This is a genomic window from Mesorhizobium sp. M2E.F.Ca.ET.219.01.1.1 (genome assembly GCF_004016445.2).
Classification (GTDB): domain Bacteria; phylum Pseudomonadota; class Alphaproteobacteria; order Rhizobiales; family Rhizobiaceae; genus Mesorhizobium.
Genome location: NZ_SADT02000113.1, coordinates 1 through 359, shown reverse-complemented (window position 1 = coordinate 359; position 359 = coordinate 1). Strand labels below are relative to the sequence as shown.

General features: G+C 56.0%; 1 protein-coding gene. It reads left to right on the top strand.

All coding sequences use genetic code 11. The features are described 5' to 3' along the window. Nucleotides 1-24: 24 nt before the first annotated feature. Nucleotides 25-359 (top strand): hypothetical protein (locus EN862_RS35160; RefSeq protein WP_135913305.1); only part of this gene is annotated, 335 nt, incomplete at its 3' end.

The following is a 359-nucleotide window of genomic DNA, read 5'->3' as shown; positions in this document are numbered from 1 at the left end:
AATGAGCCGGACGGACCTGACAAAATGCTGAAGTACTTCGATGAGATCGCGCCTTTCATTTTCAATGATCGCTGCCATCCAGTGGCACCGTGGGCGGATCAGGAGAATGTTCTTGGATTGAGCTATGAGCAGATCATAGGCGACCAAGGACGCGAAGTTCAGCTCGAGACCAGTCGCAGAATTGTAGAGTTTTGCGAGATCGAGCGGCCGCCGCAGCCTGAGCTGATCTTAAACCAGCTAATCGGACAGCAGACCTTCACCCTGTCCAGCGGGCGAACTTCGTGGGAGGCTTGCTGGAATGCCGAGATCGAGGCGCGGTTTACCGCGCTGGGAGGGACGAGACTCAACGAGCGATTCGG